12 protein-coding genes and 2 pseudogenes are annotated in these 16,961 nt (G+C 69.4%); 4 read left to right on the forward strand and 10 right to left on the reverse strand.

The annotated features are described in order from the left end of the window. Window positions 1-63: 63 nt before the first annotated feature. From purF to ACFOM9_RS15000, 4 genes are all read right to left on the reverse strand, one after another. The gene (gene purF / locus ACFOM9_RS14985; protein ID WP_386712647.1) at window positions 64-1,536 is read right to left on the reverse strand and encodes an amidophosphoribosyltransferase; all 1,473 of its coding nucleotides are present in this window, start codon (window positions 1,534-1,536) and stop codon (window positions 64-66) included. Between the two features lie 68 nt (window positions 1,537-1,604). Next, entirely contained in the window at window positions 1,605-2,615 is a 1,011-nt protein-coding gene (locus tag ACFOM9_RS14990; protein WP_386712650.1) for an SPOR domain-containing protein, read from the reverse strand. A gap of 66 nt (window positions 2,616-2,681) precedes the next feature. After that, window positions 2,682-3,980 carry a bifunctional tetrahydrofolate synthase/dihydrofolate synthase gene (gene folC / locus ACFOM9_RS14995; protein WP_386712653.1) on the reverse strand — a complete coding sequence of 433 codons (1,299 nt, stop codon included), beginning with the start codon at window positions 3,978-3,980 and terminating at the stop codon, window positions 2,682-2,684. A gap of 355 nt (window positions 3,981-4,335) precedes the next feature. Continuing rightward, window positions 4,336-4,980: a histidine phosphatase family protein gene (locus tag ACFOM9_RS15000; protein WP_386712656.1), complete on the reverse strand. Its 645-nt coding sequence runs from the start codon at window positions 4,978-4,980 to the stop codon at window positions 4,336-4,338. Between the two features lie 111 nt (window positions 4,981-5,091). On the opposite strand from ACFOM9_RS15000, the gene ACFOM9_RS15005 reads away from it, so the two are divergent. Beyond that, the gene (locus tag ACFOM9_RS15005; RefSeq protein ID WP_386712659.1) at window positions 5,092-5,487 is read left to right on the forward strand and encodes a DUF3224 domain-containing protein; all 396 of its coding nucleotides are present in this window, start codon (window positions 5,092-5,094) and stop codon (window positions 5,485-5,487) included. A 216-nt stretch (window positions 5,488-5,703) separates the two neighbouring features. After that, the gene (locus tag ACFOM9_RS15010) at window positions 5,704-5,928 is read left to right on the forward strand and encodes a DUF6289 family protein (protein ID WP_386712662.1); all 225 of its coding nucleotides are present in this window, start codon (window positions 5,704-5,706) and stop codon (window positions 5,926-5,928) included. Between the two features lie 72 nt (window positions 5,929-6,000). Here the strand turns inward: ACFOM9_RS15010 and ACFOM9_RS15015 are convergent, their stop codons facing one another. The 3 genes from ACFOM9_RS15015 to ACFOM9_RS15025 form a co-directional block, all read right to left on the reverse strand. Next, window positions 6,001-8,184, reverse strand: coding sequence for a S46 family peptidase (locus ACFOM9_RS15015; protein ID WP_386712665.1), 2,184 nt, complete (start codon window positions 8,182-8,184; stop codon window positions 6,001-6,003). An 84-nt stretch (window positions 8,185-8,268) separates the two neighbouring features. Then, window positions 8,269-10,422 (reverse strand): S46 family peptidase, encoded by a 2,154-nt coding sequence (locus ACFOM9_RS15020; protein WP_386712668.1) that lies wholly within the window; start codon window positions 10,420-10,422, stop codon window positions 8,269-8,271. Between the two features lie 19 nt (window positions 10,423-10,441). Next, window positions 10,442-12,550 carry a S46 family peptidase gene (locus ACFOM9_RS15025; RefSeq protein WP_386712698.1) on the reverse strand — a complete coding sequence of 703 codons (2,109 nt, stop codon included), beginning with the start codon at window positions 12,548-12,550 and terminating at the stop codon, window positions 10,442-10,444. A 250-nt stretch (window positions 12,551-12,800) separates the two neighbouring features. On the opposite strand from ACFOM9_RS15025, the gene tdh reads away from it, so the two are divergent. Continuing rightward, window positions 12,801-13,835, forward strand: coding sequence for an L-threonine 3-dehydrogenase (tdh, locus tag ACFOM9_RS15030; protein ID WP_386712701.1), 1,035 nt, complete (start codon window positions 12,801-12,803; stop codon window positions 13,833-13,835). A 115-nt stretch (window positions 13,836-13,950) separates the two neighbouring features. Then, a complete protein-coding gene (kbl, locus tag ACFOM9_RS15035; RefSeq protein WP_386712671.1) occupies window positions 13,951-15,144 on the forward strand; it encodes a glycine C-acetyltransferase in 1,194 nt (397 codons plus the stop codon). 102 nt (window positions 15,145-15,246) lie between these two features. Here the strand turns inward: kbl and ACFOM9_RS15040 are convergent, their stop codons facing one another. The 3 genes and pseudogenes from ACFOM9_RS15040 to ACFOM9_RS16315 form a co-directional block, all read right to left on the reverse strand. Then, window positions 15,247-16,119: a pseudouridine synthase gene (locus tag ACFOM9_RS15040; RefSeq protein WP_386712674.1), complete on the reverse strand. Its 873-nt coding sequence runs from the start codon at window positions 16,117-16,119 to the stop codon at window positions 15,247-15,249. Window positions 16,120-16,135: 16 nt separating this feature from the next. Continuing rightward, window positions 16,136-16,624, reverse strand: a pseudogene (locus tag ACFOM9_RS15045) (hypothetical protein); the annotation flags it as partial. A gap of 165 nt (window positions 16,625-16,789) precedes the next feature. Beyond that, a pseudogene (locus ACFOM9_RS16315) lies at window positions 16,790-16,961 on the reverse strand (OmpA family protein); the annotation flags it as partial.

Here is a 16,961-nt window from a genome sequence, read left to right on the forward strand (position 1 = left end):
CTGACGTGGCTCGGACGGGCGGCGACGCGCCCGAGACCGCCCCCACAACCGCGGGCGCCGTCGTCACGACGCCAAGCGGCGCTGTCGCTTCGCTTCGTCCGAACGCAGCTGCTGGATGCGGTCGAAGTAGCCCGGCTCGATGCCGGTCACGTACTGACCGTTGAAGCACGAGCTGTCGAACCGGAGGTCGGGGCATTTGGGTCCGGCAACGGCGGCCTCGAGATCCGCCAGGTCCTGGTAGATCAGCCAGTCGCAGCCGAGGAGCTGCTCGATTTCCTGCTCGCTGCGGCCGTGCGCGACCAGCTCGTCCACCGAGGGCATGTCGATGCCGTAGATGTTGGGATGGCGCACCGGCGGCGCGGCCGAGGCCAGGTAGACCTTGCGGGCGCCGGCGTCGCGCGCCATCTGCACGATCTGCTTGGACGTGGTGCCGCGCACGATCGAGTCGTCGACCAGCAGCACTACGCGGTTGCGGAATTCCAGCGGGATCGGGTTCAACTTGCGCTTGACCGACTTCGCGCGCTCGCCCTGCCCCGGCATGATGAAGGTCCGGCCGACGTAGCGGTTCTTGATGAAGCCCTCGCGGTACTTCACGCCCAGCACGTTGGCGATTTCCAGCGCGGCGTCGCGCGAGGTGTCCGGGATCGGGATCACCACGTCGATGTCGTGGTCCGGTCGCTCGCGCAGGATCTTCTCGCCCAGGGTCACCCCCATGCGCATGCGCGCCTTGTGCACCGAGATGTTCTCGATCATCGAATCGGGGCGGGCGAAGTAGACGTATTCGAAGATGCACGGCGCGTGCGCCAGCGGCTCGGCGCACTGGCGCGTGTGCAGTTCGCCGCGCGCGGTGACCACGATGCCCTCGCCCGGCGCCACGTCGCGCATGCGCTCGAAGCCGAGGATGTCCAGCGCCACCGACTCGGAGGCGATCGCATATTCGGTGCCACCCTCTGCCTCGCGCCGGCCCAGCACCAGCGGGCGGATGCCGTGCGGATCGCGGAACGCCACCAGGCCCAGGCCAAGTACCGTGGCGACCACCGCGTAGCCGCCCTTTGCCCGCCGGGCCACGCCCTCGATTGCGCGCAGCGCGGCTTCGGGGCTGAGCGTGCGCTGGGTGTCGAGCTCGTGCGCGAACACGTTGAGCAGCACCTCCGAATCCGACTCGGTGTTGACGTTGCGGCGGTCGGTCTCGAACACCTCGCGCCGCAGCGCGTCGGTGTTGATCAGGTTGCCGTTGTGCGCCAGCGCGATGCCGTAGGGCGAATTGACGTAGAACGGCTGCGCCTCGTCCGAGCCCTCGCTGCCGGCGGTGGGGTAGCGGCAGTGGCCGATGCCGACGCGGCCTTCGAGCAGGGCCATCGCGCGGGCGTCGAAGACGTCGCGCACCAGCCCGTTGCCCTTGTGCACGCGCAGCTGGGTGCCGCTGACGGTGGCGATGCCCGCCGCGTCCTGGCCACGATGCTGGAGCACGGTCAGGCCGTCGTACAGCGCTGCCGCGACTTCAGTGGTTCCGACGATGCCGACGATGCCGCACATGGGGTTTCTGCCGTTGCTGGGGGAAGCGCGGCCACCGCCGGGACGATGGCCGCGGAATCGATATGGGGTCAGGGATGCGATCGCACCATGCCGTCGATGCCGAGCTTGGCCTTGACCTGGCCCTTGAGCCGCTCGGCGTCGGCGCGGCTCACCACCGGCCCGGCGAGCACCCGGGTCAGCGTGCCCTTGTCGGTATCGACCGTTTCGGTGAACGCCGCGAAACCCGCAGCGCGCAGCTGGTCGCGCTTGCCGGCCGCCTGCGCGGCGTTGCCGAACGCGCCGATCTGGACCGCGAAGCCGACGCCTGCGGCGGCCCGTGCCGCGTCCGGTTTGGCGACAGGCTGGGCTGCTTCGGCAGGCTTGGCCACCGGTTTCGGCGCTTCGACCGGCTTGGCGGCCACGGTGCTCGGCGGCAGCGGCTGGCTGGCGACTTCGGCCTCCGGCGCGGGCGCCGGCTTGGATACGGAGGAAGCGCCCGCTGGCTCGGCGGCATCCAGCGCGATCACGCGGGCGCCGGCGTGCTTGCCGACGCGCGCGGCTTCCACGCGGGCGATCTCGGCGTCGGCGCGGGTGGCGTACGGGCCGATCCGCACGCTCCAGGCCTGGCGCTCGCCGACCCGGGACGCCTCGCGGTACGCCGGCAGCTGCGCGCCGCGCAGGCGTGCGACCACGGTGTCGGCGTTGACGCTGCTGTCGTAGGCGGCGAAGTCGACCGCGTAGTCGCCGCCGGCGGCCGTCGGCGGCAGCATCGCGCCGGCTTCGGCGGGCGCATCGGCCTGTCGTGCGTCTCGCCCGGACGGCGCGGTGGTGGTGTCCACGGTCGGCAGCGCCTCGCCATTGCCGTCGGCGGGAGCCTGCGACCGCATCCCGACCACGCCGCCCGCGGGCGCCTCGTCGGGCGTCACCAGCGGCAGGTCGCGGGTCTCGTATCCACCCTGCGGGGCGTCCGGCACCTTCAGCGGCACGTCCGACACGCCGCTGTCAGGAGCCGGCCCCTTGACCAGCATCGGCAGGAAGATTACCGCGAGCGCAACCAGCACGGCGGCGCCGATCAGGCGCTGCTTGAGTTGAGAGTCCACAGTCGGATTCCATCGCAGCCGCGACAGCGCGGGGGCCCGCGAATTATACGCGGGCCACCCGCACCCTCATGAATCGCCGGCCAGCCATTGCAGCGCTGCCGCCGCGGTGTGGAACGACCCGAACACGAGGATGCGGTCGCCGGGGCTCGCTTGCGCCAGCGCCGCCGACAGCGCAGTGGCCACGTCCGGATGGCGATCGGCCCGCGCCGCCGCGGTCGCCGCCAGGCGCGCGGCCAGCGCGTCGACCGACGTGCCGCGTGGCCCGGCCGATTCCAGCCCGGCCAGGAACCAGGCGTCGACCCGCCCGGCGAGCGCGTCGACCACCCCGCTCGCGTCCTTGTCGCCGAGGGCGGCGTAGATCGCCAGGCAGCGCCCGGCGACCGGCGCGGCGTCGAGCCACGCCGCCAGCGCGCGCGCGGCCTGCGGGTTGTGGCCGACGTCGACCATCACCTCCACCCCGCCGCGTTCGAATCGCTGCAGGCGGCCGGGCAGGCGCGCCGCCGCCACGCCCTGGGCCCACGCGACGTCGGGAACGGTCGCATCCAGCGCCCGCAGCGCCGCGATCGCGGCGGCGGCGTTGCGCATCTGCACCGGCGCGGCGAGCGCGGGCAGCGGCAGTTCCAGTTCGAAACCCAGTTCGCGCCAGCGCCAGCGGGCGTCGTCGATCGGTTCGAAGAGAAAATCACTGCCGGCGCGCCAGGTCGAAGCGCCGATCGCGTAGGCGTGGCCGAGCACGCTCGAAGGCGGGTCGTTGTCTCCCAGCACCAGCGGCTTCCACGCGCGCGCGATGCCGGCCTTCTCGAAGCCGATGCGCTCGCGGTCCGCGCCAAGCCAGTCCTGGTGGTCGAGGTCGACGGTGGTCACCACCGCAACGTCCGCATCGACCACGTTGACCGCGTCCAACCGCCCGCCGAGGCCGACCTCGAGCACGGCCAGGTCGAGGCCGCTGCGTTCGAACAGCCACAGCGCGGCCAGCGTGCCGTATTCGAAATAGGTCAGCGCGGTGTCGTCCGTCCCACCGCCCCCGCCCGCCGCGCTGCGCGCGGCTTCGACCGCGGCGAAGGCCGCCACCAGCGAGGCGTCGTCCGCATCGCGACCGTCGATGCGCACGCGCTCGTTGTAGGCAAGCAGGTGCGGCGAGGTGTAGGCGCCGACCTTCCAGCCCGCCGCGCGCGCGATCGCCTCGATGAAGGCGACCGTCGAACCCTTGCCGTTGGTGCCGCCGACGGTGATCACGTGCCGCGCCGGACGCCCCATCCGCATCCGCGCCGCGACGTCGCGCACGCGATCCAGGCCCATGTCGATGGGCCGGGGGTGCTGGCCTTCGATGTAGGCGAGCCAGTCGGTCAGCGAGTCGGGATGCATGCTGGGGGTTGGTGTCGGGCCATTGGCGAATAGCCTAGCGCTTTGGCGGGTGATTGCCGGCGGAAATGGGAGTGCCGGACGAGAATCGAAGCGTTCGACCGGGCGCGTCCGGGTGGGAGAACTGCCGGGCGCGCATCGTGAGAGTCAAACCCGTGGGAGCGGCTTCAGCCGCGAGCCCCCGAAGTCGAAAAGCGCCGCTGCTTCCCGTTTGAATTCCATGGTGCGCGCCGGGAATGCGGCGCCGGAACCGTGTCCTTCAGCTCGCCGCCAAGAGCTTGCGGCTGAAACCTCCCACGACGGTGCGCGAGTGAGCGTCGTCCGTCCTGCCTGCGCGCCGGCCCGACTCCGGTATGGCCTACAACGCCCGGTGCACCGCCTCCCCGAAGAACGGCGTGTGGTGCGAGCAGTCGTTGAGGCGCACCACGTCGAGATGGTCGACGTCGCGGCCTTCGAGCAGGTTGAGCGTGGTCGGGGCCTGGCGGAAGGTCCACAGGCGCGCCAGCGGGATGCCGAGTACGTGGCACAGCAGGACGCGATTGACCGCGTCGTGGGCCACGACCAGCACGGTGTCGTCGGTGCCGAGGCCTGTGGTCGCGCGCGCCAGCGCCGGCCAGGCGCGATCGAACACGTGCTGCAGCGATTCGCCGCCCGGCATCAGGACCTCGTGCGGGGCGTCGCGCCAGGCCAGCAGGCGGTCGGGATCGCGCTCGCGGATCTCGGCGGCGAGCAGGCCCTCCCAGGTGCCATGGGCGATTTCCATCAACCCCGGATCCGTGGCCAGCATGCCGGCGCGCGCCGGGCCCAGCGCAAGCTCGGCGGTACGCCGCGCGCGCGAAAGCGGCGAGGCGACCGCTCGGTCGATGCGCACGTCGCCCAGGCGTTCGCCGAGCGCCCGCGCCTGCGCCTCGCCGACCGGAGAGAGCGCGATGTCCTCCTGGCCCTGGTAGCGGCCTTCGGCATTCCACTGCGTTTCGCCGTGGCGGGCGAGCAGGATTTTCATGGTGAGATGACTCCGCGGGGGCGGCGGCAGCGTAGCAGACGCGCACAACCGGCACTCGCGTCCAGCCTCCCGCTGCGCGAGGATGCCGGCTCGCCACCGGGAGCGCTGCCGATGAAACAGGTCAAGGGAACGTTCGATGTCCGCCGCACCGGGCAATCGGTTGTCGAGGGCGCCGGCGAGGAGACGAACATGGCGCGGATTCGCCTCGAGAAAACCTTCCACGGTGCGCTCGAAGCCAGCAGCGTGGTGGAGATGACCAGCGTCGGCACCGCGGTGCCCGGCTCGGCCGCCTACGTGGCGATCGAGCACGTACGGGGACGGCTCGATGGGCGCGACGGCAGTTTCGCGCTGCAGCATGCCGGCACGATGGATCGCGGCACGCCAAGCCTGTCGGTTTCCATCGTCCCCGATTCGGGCACGGGTGAACTCGACGGGCTTTCCGGAACGATGCACATCGACGTCGCCGACGGCCAGCACTTCTACACCCTGGAATTCGAACTCGCCTAGCGCTCGCGCCGGGCGTGGCGCAGCAAGACCCGCTTCCGGGGACGCGATGCGCGCACGCAGTCACAAAATCGCGATGGTGCGGTGCCACGCCGGAGAAACTCACCAAATGCTAACGCGCATGCAACATCGGCCTGTCTAGCGTGCTCGGGCGGCGATGCCCCGGGGCTGTCCTGTCACGTCGGGCACGCGCCGTTCCCATGCCACCAGGAGAAACGCATGCGTCGCAGGTACACGATCCTTACCGCCCTTGGACTTTCCATCGCCCTCGCCGCGGGGCTGGCCATCGCCAAGCCGAACAACGGCGATCTTGGCGTCTATCTCGACGATGCCGGTCACGTGGTCGGCACGTTCTCGGTGAGCTGCGACGGCGTCTTCAGCTACCAGGGCACGCGCACCAGCCATCCGGTGACCAACGGCCACCTGATGTGCAACCTGCCCTGAGCGACCAGCGCCGGTTGCACGCAGGGAAACGGCGGCCGAGGCCGCCGTTTCTCATCGCAATGACAGGGCGCGTCAGCGCCTTGGGCGCGGCGCGAGGCCGATTTCCTGCAGCACCTGCGGCGCCGGATAGACTTCCTGCATGATCCAGCGCATGTAGCGGCCGTCGACCGAGATCATCCGCGTCATCTCCGGGTCGAACACCCAGTTCGACACCACCGCTTCCCAGTTCATGTCGAACGCCAGGCCCACCAGCCTTCCGCGCGCGTCCAGCACCGGCGAGCCCGAATTGCCGCCGGTGATGTCGAGGTCGGACAGGAAGTTCACCGGCACGGTGCCCAGGAGCTTGTCGGCCAGTCCGCCGTAACGCCTGGCCTTGACCGCTTCGAGCAGCGCGGGCGGCGCGTCGAACGGCTCCTTGCCGGTGGCCTTCGCCGCGACCTGCTCCAGCGTGGTGAACGGCAGCTGCTTCGCGCCATTGAGCTTGGTGTACGGCTGCACGTGGCCGAAGGTGATGCGCAGCGAGCTGTTGGCATCGGGATACACCGCCTCGCCCCTGCTCTTGCGGTAGTCGGCGACGGCCTGCAGGTAGACCGGGCGGGCCAGCAGCGCATCGCCGGCACGCGCCTTGCGCTCGGCCTCGCGCTCGAGCAGCGACGGCATCACCGCGACCGCATACTGGATCGCCGGGTCCTTGCTCGACTCGAAGTCCTTGCGCGAGGCGGCGAACCAGCGCAGACGCTCGTCGGTGTCGCCAAGCTTCGTCTTCGCCAGCCGGTCGATGGCGCGCTCGACGTGCCTGCCGTCGCTGCCGCCGAGCCACTTGTCGATCGCCTCGTCGCGCTGCGCCTCGGGTAGCGCGACGTACTGCTGCAGCCAGTAGCGCTGCAGCTGGCGATCCATCTCCGGCACGTAGCGGCGCTCCATCTGCCGCATCGCACCTTCGATGCTGGCGTCGTCGCGGTCCTGGTAGCCCGCTTCGCGTTCCGCGTCGGGCTTTTCGTGCTCGATGGCGCGGCGATACAGGCTGAGCGCGACATCGACCACGCCGGTGCTGTCGAAGCGGGAGACGACGAGGTCGCGCTCGCGGGTGGCACGGGCATCTGCGGCAAGCGCCACCAGCTTTTCATGCGCCTCGAGCGCCGGCTTGCCCTTGTCGCCCTGCGCGCGCAGCCAGTCGAGCACGGCGGTTTCCTCGCTGCGCTTGCGCGCGGCGGCGCCGATGCGCTCGAAGCCTTCCACCTGGCCGGTGTAGTTCTTCATCGTGTTTTCCCAGCCGCGCACGGTGCTGGCGTACTTCACCGCGATGTCGGGATCCTTGACGCCCGCCGCGTCGACCAGCGCCGCGAGCTGCCGGTAATGGTTGGCGATCGCCGGATAGCTCCAGCCAGCGGCGTTGTCGAACTCGTCGGCCAGCGCATACCGGCTGGTGACGCCAGGGTAGCCGGCCACCATGACGAAGTCGCCCGCGCCCAGCGGCTTGTCGGCGAACTTCAGCCAGTGCTTCGGCTGGTAGGGCACGTTGTCCTCGGCATAGGCGGCCGGCTTGCCGTCCTTGCCGACGTAGGCGCGATAGAAAGAAAAGTCGCCGGTGTGGCGCGGCCACATCCAGTTGTCGATGTCGCCACCGAAGGCGCCGATGCTGCCGGGCGGCGCATAGACCAGGCGCACGTCGCGGATCTCGAGGTTCTTGAACAGACGGTACGTGTTGCCGCCGGCGAAGCTGTAAAGCCGGCAGCGATAGCCGCCGCCGGCCTCGCAGCCGGCGACCAGTTGCTTCTCGATCGCATCGAGCGCGTTGGCGCGCGCGAGCGCGTCGGGCGCCGCGCTGATCGCGGCCTTGACCCGCTCGGTGACGTCCTCGATCGATTCCAGTGCGTAGATGCGGGCGTTGGGCCCGGCCGTCAGCTCGTCGCTGCGCTGCGCGGCGTTGAAGCCGTCGGTCATCAGGTTGCGGTCGGGCGTCGAGTTGAGCTGGATCGCGCCGTAGGCGCAATGGTGGTTGGTGACCACGAGCCCCTGCGGGGACACGAAGCTCGCGGTGCAGCCGCCGAGCGAGACCACCGCGCCCATCGGGTCGCCGGTGAGGTCGGCCAGGTCGTCGGGATCGAGCTTGAGGCCGGCCTTCTTCAGGGTCTTCGCGATCTCCGGCAACTGCTGCGGGACCCACATGCCCTCGCCTGCGCGGGCGGTGACCGGGGCCATCGCCACCACCAGGGCCGTTGCCGCGGTCGTCGCGGCCAGAATCGTCATTCGCATGTTGTTTTTCCTGCTTTCGGAATCGGTGTCGTGCGGATCGCGCCATGCGGATCCGCGTGATGGAATGCGGCTGCGCCGCCGGCGCTACTCCGCCGGCAGCTTCATTTCCTCCAGCAGCCGCGGCGCCGGGTAAACCTTGGCCAGCAGCCAGCGCAGGTAGCGCACGTCGACATGGATCGCACGCTTGTAGCGCGGGTCGTACATCCAGCTGGCGCTGACCGCCTCCCAGTTGCTGTCGAAGTTCAACCCGATCAGGCGGCCGTTCGCATCCAGCACCGGCGAGCCGGAGTTGCCGCCGGTGGTGTCGAGGTTGGTCATGAGGTTGACCGTCTGCGTCCCCAGCACCGGGTCGGCGGTGCTGCCGAAATCGCCCTTCGCGATCGCGTCGCGCAGCGGCCTGGGGGCGTCGAACGGCACCACGCCCGTATGCTTCTCGACGATGCCCCGCACCGTGGTCAGCGGCCCGTAGTGCACGCCATCGCGTGGGTCGAGCGAGCTGACCTTGCCGTAGCTCACGCGCAGCGTGGAGTTGGCGTCGGGGTACACCGCGCTGCCCTGGGACTGGCGGTAGCCGATCAGCGCGCGCATGTACGCCGGGCGCAGGCGCAGCAGTTCGCCTTCCTGCGCCTTGTCGGCATCCTCGATCCGCAACTCGGCCGGCAGCAGTTTCGCGGCAGCCTGCAGCAGCGGATCGGTCGATGCGGCCACCTCGGCCGGCGGCGCGGCGAGCAGGCGCAGGCGCTCGGCTTCGTCGCCGAGTTTTGTGCTGGCGTACAGCGCGTCGAGCGCGGCCTTGGCCTGCGCGGCGTCGGTGCCGAAGACGGACTCGACCTCGGCGATGCGCTGGTCGGCGGGCAGGCTGAAGTAGCGCGACAGCAGTTCGGCCAGCACGGCCTTCTCCACTGCCGGCTCGTAGCGGCGCTGCGCCTGCTTGAGCGAGGCCTCGATCAGGGCTTCGTCGCGCTGCTGGTAGCCGCGTTCGCGTTCCGGGTCGGGCTTGCCGCGCTCGGCCGCCAGCCGCTGCAGCTGCAGCGCGGACTTGAGCAGCTGGGTCTGCGATCGCATCGTCGCGAACAGGGTGTCGCGCTCGCGGGTGGCGTGCGAGCGGGCGATCACCGCCTGTGCGGCATCGATGTCGGCGCGCGTGGCGGCCGCATCGGCCCGCGGTGCCAGCCATGCCAGCATCGCGGCTTCGTCCTTCGCCTTCACGTCGACGGCGTCGCTGCGGCCGAGGCCCTCGAGTTCGCCGCGTGCGCGCTTGAGGCCGTTTTCGAGGCTGGCGAGCTGCGAGGCGTAGCGCACCCCGGCATCGGCGCTGCCGGCGGCGGCGCCTTCGATCGTCTCGATCAGCGCCCCGTACAGGTCGATGCGCGCCGGCAGCTGCGACTGCACCTGGTCGGCGAACTCGGCCGCGGTGCGATGCCGGAAGGTGCGGCCCGGGTAACCGGCAAGCATCGTGAAGTCGCCTTCGGCGACCGGGTCCGTCGACACCTCGAGGAACGCCTTCGGCTGGTATGGCACGTTGTCCTGCGCGAACGGCGCCGGCTTGCCGTCCTTGCCGACGTAAGCGCGATAGAAGGCGAAATCGCCGCTGTGGCGCGGCCACATGAAGTTGTCGATCTCGTCGCCGTAGCTGCCGATCGACTCCGGCGGCGCGTACACCAGGCGGATGTCCTTCAGCTCCAGCTGCTTCACCAGGTAGAAGTCCGTGCCGTAGTACATGTTGGCGACGCTGCAACGGTAGCCGGCCTCCTGCTCGCATTCGGCCACGGCCGCCTTGCTGGCGGCATCGACGGCGTCGTAATAGGCGCGGCCGGTCTTGCCGCGCGCGTCCGCGAGGATGCGGTCGGTGATTCGGTCGAACGACTCGGTCACCAGCACCCGCGCCGCCGGGCCGGCGGACACTTCCTGCGCGCGCGTGGCGGCGTTGAAGCCGTTGGTGAGCAGGTTGCTTTCAGGCGTCGAGTTGAGCTGGATCGCGCCGTAGGCACAGTGGTGGTTGGTGACCACCAGGCCCTGCGGGGAAACGAAGCTGGCGGTGCAGCCGCCGAGCGAAACCACCGCGCTCATCGGCGGCTTCGTCAGGACGGCGAGGTCCTTCGGATCGCCCTTGAAGCCGGCGGCTTCCAGCTGCGCGGAAATCTCCGGCAGTTGCGACGGCATCCACATGCCTTCATCAGCGTGGGCGCCGAGCGACAGCCCGGCGGCGGATGCCAGCAATGCGCTGCGCAGTGCCATGGTCAATGCTCCCTTGTGCTCAGTCATGCGGCAGCCCCATCTCTTCAAGCAGGCGTTCGGCGTGGTCCACCTCGTCCATCGTCCAGCGCATATAGCGCGCGTCGACGTGGATCGAGCGGGTCAGCGCGGGATTGAAGATCCAGTCCGCGCTCAGGCTTTCGTAGTTGCCGTCGAACAGCAGGCCGACCAGTTCGCCCTTCGCATTGAGCGTCGGCGAACCGGAATTGCCGCCGGTGGTGTCGACGTCGCTGAGGAAGTTCACCGGCACGTCGCCCAGCGCTTCCATCCGATACTGCGCGCCCTTGCCCTGGGCGATGGCGTCAAGCTCCGCCCGCGGCGAGATGAAGGGCTCCTTGCCGGTGGTCTTGGCGACGATGCCGGCCAGGGTGGTGAACGGCTTCATCTCCACGCCGTCGCGCGGTGAATAACCGCGCACGGTACCGAAGGTGATGCGCAGCGAGCTGTTGGCGTCCGGGTAGACCGGGCGACCTTGCGAGGCATTGAAGTCGATCATCGCCTGCATGTACTGCGGGCGCAGCGCCTGGATGCGGCCGCTGCGGGCCTCGTCTTCATCTTCCAGGCGCAGGATCGCCGGCATCACCTTCGCCGCGAACTGCAGCGCGGCGTCGTCGGACGCGTCGATCGCCGCCTTATCTGCCTTCCACCACTGCAGGCGTGCAGCTTCGTCGCCCAGCTTCGAGCCCGCGTAGAGCGCGTTGAGCTTCGCTTCAAGGCCCGGAATGGTCTTGTCGTTGGCGCCGATGCCCAGCCATGCGTCCAGCTCCGGCACGCGCTGGTCGGCCGGCACGCGGCTTGCGTAGCGCTGCAGGCGCAGCGCCATGATCGCCTTGTCGACCTTGGCGTCGTAGCGCTTGTCCATCGACTTCAGGCGGCCTTCCATGCGCGGCGCGTCGCGGTCCTGGAAGCCGCTCTCGCGCTGGGCATCGGGCTTGGACTGCTCGATCGCGTTGCGGTACAGCTGCACCGCCACGCCCGCCAACCCGCCGCCTACCGCGCCGTCGAACCACTGGTCGCGCTCGCGGGTCGCGCGCTCGGCCGCAAGCTCCCTTTCCAGCGCGTCGATGGCGCGGGCCTGGCCCTCGCCGTCGTTGCCGCGCTTGGCCAGCCAGGCCTTCAACTCATCCTCGCGGGCGCGCTTGGCGCCGACCGGGACATCCATCTTCGCGAAGCCGTCCAGCTGGCCCTGGAACAGCTTCATCGCATTGTTGAGCCCGGCGATGGTCGACGCGTATTTCAGCGCCGCGGCCTTGTCGCCCTGCGTGGTGCGGTCGATGGTGGCGAGGTAGTCCTTCAGGTAATCGACCAGCATCGGGTACTCCCAGCTGATCGCGTCGTTGACTTCGTCCGCCAGGCGGTAGCGATTGGTAGAACCCGGGTAGCCGGTGACCATCACGTAGTCGCCGGCCTTCAGGTCGTCCCGGGACACGGTCAGCCAGCTCTTGGGCTGGTACGGCACGTTGTCCTTCGAGTACGCGGCCGGCTTGCCGTCCTTGCCGACATAGGCGCGCAGGAAGCTCCAGTCGCCGGTGTGGCGCGGCCACTCGAAGTTGTCCTCGTCGCCGCCGAACTTGCCGATCGATTCGGGCGGCGCGTACACCAGCCGCACGTCGCGGATTTCCAGCTGCCGGATCAGCGAGAACCGCAGGCCGCCGTTGAAGTTGTAGACGTTGCAGCGCAAGCCGCCGGGCTTTTCGCATTCGGCGACCAGCGCCTTGCGGCGCGCGTCGATCGCATCGAAGCGGGCCTTGCCGTCCATGTCGGCCGCCAGGTCGCCGGTAACCTGGTCGGTGACGTCGCGGATGTCCTGGGTGACGTAGATCCGGGCGTTGGGATCGGCCGGCAGTTCTGCGGCGAAATCCTTCGCCACGAAGCCGTCGGCGAGCAGGTCGCGTTCGGGCGTGGAGTTGTACTGGATCGCGCCGTAGCCGCAGTGGTGGTTGGTGACCACCAGGCCCTTGGGCGAGACGAAGCTGGCGGTACAGCCGCCGAGGCTGATCACCGCGTCGAGCGGCTTGGCGGCCAGGTTCGACAGGTCTTCCGGGTTCATCTGCAGCCCGCGCGCCTTGAGCTGCGCGGCCAGTTCCGGCATCTGCCTGGGTTCCCACATGCCTTCATCGGCACGTGCGGCGGTGGACAGCAGGGCGACGGCCAAGGCCGCAGTCAGGATGCGCAGGGACACGATCTCTCCTCGAAAAGGGACGGTTCTGGGATAAACCCCCGACCATAGGCATGACGGGGGCCGCGAGGCAAATGCCGGGGGTCATGGCGGGGTCGGCGCCGGGGCCGGGCGGTACAATCGCATATCCGTCCGGACCCCAGGCCATTCCATGTCGCCCATCGCCAGCCAGCCCTCGCAGATTCCCTCGACCATGAAGGCGCTGGTCAAGCGCGAAGCGGCCAAGGGCATCTGGATGGAGGAAGTGCCGGTGCCCGAAGCGGGCCCCAACGAGGTGTTGATCAAGCTGGAGAAGACCGCGATCTGCGGCACCGACCTGCACATCTACCTGTGGGATGAATGGAGCCAGCGCACGATCAAGCCGGGCCTGGTGATCGGCCATGAGTTCGTCGGCCGCATCGTTGGCATCGGCCCTGGCGTGAATGGCTACGCGATCGGCCAGCGGGTTTCGGCCGAGGGCCACATCGTCTGCGGCCACTGCCGCAACTGCCGCGCCGGCAAGCAGCACCTGTGCCCGAACACGGTCGGCATCGGCGTCAACCGTAACGGCGCGTTCGCCGAATACATCGTCATGCCGGCCAGCAACCTGTGGCCGATTCCCGACCAGATCCCGTCGGAGCTGGCCGCGTTCTTCGACCCGTACGGCAACGCCGCGCACTGCGCGCTGGAGTTCGACGTGGTCGGCGAGGACGTGCTGATCACCGGCGCCGGCCCGATCGGGGTCATGGCCGCCGGCATCTGCAAGCACATCGGCGCGCGCAACGTGGTGGTCACCGACGTCAACGACTATCGCCTGAAGCTGGCCGCCGACATGGGCGCGACGCGCGTGGTCAACGTCGCCAACCAGTCGGTGAAGGACGTGATGGCCGACCTGCACATGGAAGGTTTCGACGTGGGCCTGGAGATGAGCGGCAACCCGCGCGCGCTCAACGACATGCTCGACTGCATGTACAACGGCGGCAAGGTCGCCCTGCTCGGCCTGCAGCCCAAGGGCGCCGGCATCGACTGGGACCGGGTGATCTTCAAGGGCCTGACCCTGCACGGCATCTACGGCCGGCGCATGTACGAGACCTGGTACAAGATGACCCAGCTGGTGCTGTCGGGCTTCCCGCTGGGCAAGGTGCTCAGCCACCAGCTGCCGGTGGACGAGTTCCAGAAGGGCTTCGACCTGATGGAATCGGGCAAGTCGGGCAAGGTCGTGCTGAGCTGGAATTGAGCACCGCCTCCCAGGTTTCTGTAGGAGCAGCTTCAGCCGCGAGCTCCTGCAGCCCTCGGGAAAAAGCTCGCGGCTGAAGCCGCTCCTACGAGAACAACATCCGCACGGAACCGCCATGTCCCTGACCCAACGCTACGCCGACACCCTCGACGAGATCCGCGACGCCGGCCTGTTCAAGGCAGAGCGCGTCATCACCAGTCCGCAGGCCGCCGAGATCACGCTCGAAGACGGCCGCACGGTGCTCAATTTCTGCGCCAACAACTACCTGGGTCTCGCCGACCACCCGGACATCATCGCGGTGGCCAAGGAGGCGCTCGACACGCACGGCTTCGGCATGGCTTCGGTGCGCTTCATCTGCGGCACCCAGGACCTGCACAAGCAGCTGGAGAAGACGATCGCCGACTTCTTCGGCAAGGGCGACACGATTCTCTACGCCGCCTGCTTCGATGCCAACGGCGGTCTGTTCGAGCCGCTGCTGGGCGAGGAAGACGCGATCATTTCCGACGCGCTCAACCACGCCTCGATCATCGACGGCGTACGGTTGTGCAAGGCCAAGCGCTTCCGCTACGCCAACTGCGACATGGCCGACCTGGAGAAGCAGTTGCAGGCAGCCGACGCCGCGGGCGCGCGGACCAAGCTGATCTCCACCGACGGCGTGTTCTCGATGGACGGCTTCATCGCCCCGCTCGACGAGATCACCGCGCTGGCGAAGAAGTACGGCGCGCTGGTGCACATCGACGAATGCCACGCCACCGGCTTCCTCGGCGCGACCGGCCGCGGCTCGGCCGAGGTCAAGGGCGTGCTCGACCGCATCGACATCATCACCGGCACGCTCGGCAAGGCGATGGGTGGCGCGGTGGGCGGCTTCACCACTGCGTCGAGCGAGGTCATCGGACTGCTGCGCCAGCGGTCGCGGCCCTACCTGTTCTCCAATTCGCTGCCGCCGCACGTGGTTGCCGCCGGCATCAAAGCCTTCGAGATGCTCGACGCCGCGGGCGAGCTGCGCGAGCGGCTGGCAGCCAACACCGCGTACTTCCGCGAAAGGATGACCGCCGCGGGTTTCGACCTGAGGCCCGGCGTGCATCCGATCAGTCCGGTGATGCTGTACGACGCGCCGCTGGCGCAGAAGTTCGCGCAGCGGCTGCTCGAGGAAGGCATCTACGCAATCGGCTTCTTCTTCCCGGTCGTGCCCCAGGGCCAGGCCCGCATCCGCACCCAGATCAGCGCCGCGCATACGCGCGAGCACCTGGACCGCGCGATCGACGCGTTCACGCGCATCGGCCGCGAGCTGGGCGTCCTCAAGGTCTGAGCCGCGCGGCGCGTTGCGGAGCGGCCGCCGCCGCGGGCCCTTCGCGATATCCGAATATCGAAGCGAGCGGCCCAGGCCGCCCCTACGGTTTTTGCGGGCCACTCACGACCAGACCGCATCGAGGTCGGCAGCCGAAAGCTCGCGCCACTGCCCCTTGCCCAGCTCGCCCAGCGCGAGCCCGCCGATCGCCACGCGCACCAGCCGGAGCACGGCGATGTCGAACGCGGACAGCAGCCGCCGGATCTGGCGGTTGCGGCCCTCGTCGAGCACGATTTCCAGCCAGGCCGTCCGCCCGCCGGAGCGCAGCAGCGTGGCCGACACCACGCGCAGCGACTCGCCGTCCGAAGCGACGCCTTCGACCAGATTCGCGAGCAGGGAAGGCTCCGGCAGGGCATCGATCTGCACGTGGTAGGTCTTACGCGGTCCGGTGGCGGGGTCGGTGAGGCGCGCTGCCCAGGCGGGGTCGTTGCCGAACAGCAACAGGCCTTCGCTGGCCTTGTCGAGGCGTCCGGCCGGCGCGATCCAGCCCAATCCGGCGCCATCGAAGCAGCGATAGACGGTGTCGCGCCCGTGCTCGTCGATCGCCGTGGTAACCAGGCCGCGCGGCTTGTTGAGCGCGAAGTAGCGCAGCGCCGGCGCGACGGGTGCGAGGCCGTCGATGCGGATCGTCGGGTCGTCCGCCAACGTCGGGGACTCGGCGTCGTACACGCGCCGTCCGCCGACCGTGACGCGCCCCGCCTCGATCCACCGGGCGGCCTCGCTGCGCGAGCACAGGCCCCGCTTCGACAGCACGCGCGCCAGGCCGTAGCGCGGCCGACGAGGCGTGCTGGTCACGGCGAAGACGCCCGGAGCAGCTGCGCTCCGGCGATCAGGGCTTGACGGGCTTTTCGGCTTCCGTCGCCGGCTCGGCTGCCGGCGGCTCGGTTGCAGCCGGCTCGGTTGCGGCCGGCGCGGTTGCCTGGGGCGCGGTGGCATCGGCAGCCGGGACTGCGGGCGTCGTCGCGCCCGGAACCGCTGCGGCGGGCACCGCCACCGGCGCCGCGCCCTTGGCGACCCGCACGCCGCGCGATTGCATCCACGCGCTGAATTCGTCGGCCGTCATGCGCTTGCCGTTCTGGCTCATGTCGAAGCGCCACGGCGTGTTGTCGAATTCGGTCTTCGGCTTGTACGCGGCCGGGTCGTCGGCCTTGATCGCGCTCGGCGCGGGCATGGCCTTGGCGACGTTCTGGCAACCCTCGATGCGCAGGCGCAGCAGCACCTGGTCGGCGGACTGCGATTCGTCGTACGCCTGGCTCAGCACGCTGACCTGGGTGCCCAGCTGGTAGGCCGAGGCGGCGAGCTCGCTCGATACCGGTGCAATGATGGTCGGGCGCAGCGGCGCGGCCTGCGGCACGCTCGTCGACGGACACTGCACGGCCGCATGCGCGAACCCCGGCGCGATGACCACCAGGCCCAGCAGGAAAACAACGGTCTTGCGCATGTCCGGCACCCTCTTTTCGATACCGCGAGTGTAGGTGCGGCAATCGGAACGAACAACCCTTGCACGCGCTTGTTCATGTGAAACGTGAACATCCCCGCAAACGGTTCGCCGGAAAAAACGAAGCCCGGCATGCGCCGGGCTTCGTGGTCCTGCTTGACGTCGAACTCAGTTCTGGACGTTGAGCTCGGTGCGGCGGTTGCGCGCACGGCCTTCCGGATTGTCCGAACCGTCGTCGTTGGTGTTCGGCGCGATCGGACGGCTCTCGCCGTATCCCACCGGGCCCACCAGGCGACCGGCGTCGATGCCGTTGCTGGTCAGGTAGTCGTACACGGCGCTC

The sequence above is a fragment of the Luteimonas notoginsengisoli genome (genome assembly GCF_042648885.1).
Classification (GTDB): Bacteria; Pseudomonadota; Gammaproteobacteria; order Xanthomonadales; family Xanthomonadaceae; genus Luteimonas; species Luteimonas notoginsengisoli.

Excerpts from the sequence above, each read along its gene's own strand:
- folC (WP_386712653.1), bottom strand. The coding sequence starts at position 3,980 with ATGCATCCCGACTCGCTGACCGACTGGCTCGCCTACATCGAAGGCCAG.
- ACFOM9_RS15005 (WP_386712659.1), top strand. The coding sequence starts at position 5,092 with ATGAAACAGGTCAAGGGAACGTTCGATGTCCGCCGCACCGGGCAATCG.
- purF (WP_386712647.1), bottom strand. The coding sequence starts at position 1,536 with ATGTGCGGCATCGTCGGCATCGTCGGAACCACTGAAGTCGCGGCAGCG.
- ACFOM9_RS15000 (WP_386712656.1), bottom strand. The coding sequence starts at position 4,980 with ATGAAAATCCTGCTCGCCCGCCACGGCGAAACGCAGTGGAATGCCGAA.
- ACFOM9_RS15025 (WP_386712698.1), bottom strand. The coding sequence starts at position 12,550 with ATGTGGGAACCCAGGCAGATGCCGGAACTGGCCGCGCAGCTCAAGGCG.
- ACFOM9_RS15020 (WP_386712668.1), bottom strand. The coding sequence starts at position 10,422 with ATGGCACTGCGCAGCGCATTGCTGGCATCCGCCGCCGGGCTGTCGCTC.
- kbl (WP_386712671.1), top strand. The coding sequence starts at position 13,951 with ATGTCCCTGACCCAACGCTACGCCGACACCCTCGACGAGATCCGCGAC.
- ACFOM9_RS15010 (WP_386712662.1), top strand. The coding sequence starts at position 5,704 with ATGCGTCGCAGGTACACGATCCTTACCGCCCTTGGACTTTCCATCGCC.
- ACFOM9_RS15040 (WP_386712674.1), bottom strand. The coding sequence starts at position 16,119 with ATGCCACCGCGCCCCAGGCAACCGCGCCGGCCGCAACCGAGCCGGCTG.
- ACFOM9_RS15015 (WP_386712665.1), bottom strand. The coding sequence starts at position 8,184 with ATGCGAATGACGATTCTGGCCGCGACGACCGCGGCAACGGCCCTGGTG.